General features: G+C 69.4%; 1 pseudogene. It reads left to right on the top strand.

Annotated elements, in window-relative coordinates:
• Positions 1-206, top strand: a pseudogene (locus IE94_RS37065) (acetyl-CoA C-acyltransferase); the annotation flags it as partial.

The following is a 206-nucleotide window of genomic DNA, read 5'->3' on the forward strand; positions in this document are numbered from 1 at the left end:
CCCGCAAGGCCCTCGCCAAGGCCGGGCTGACCATCGACGACATCGACCTGGTCGAGATCAACGAGGCCTTCGCGGCGGTCGTCCTGCGCTTCGCCAAGGACATGGGCCTGTCCCTGGACAAGGTCAACGTCAACGGCGGCGCCATCGCGCTCGGCCACCCCCTCGGCGCCACCGGCGCGATGATCCTCGGCACCCTCGTGGACGAA

Origin of the sequence: Streptomyces violaceorubidus (genome assembly GCF_000717995.1) — a bacterium.
GTDB classification, from domain to species: domain Bacteria; phylum Actinomycetota; class Actinomycetes; order Streptomycetales; family Streptomycetaceae; genus Streptomyces; species Streptomyces violaceorubidus.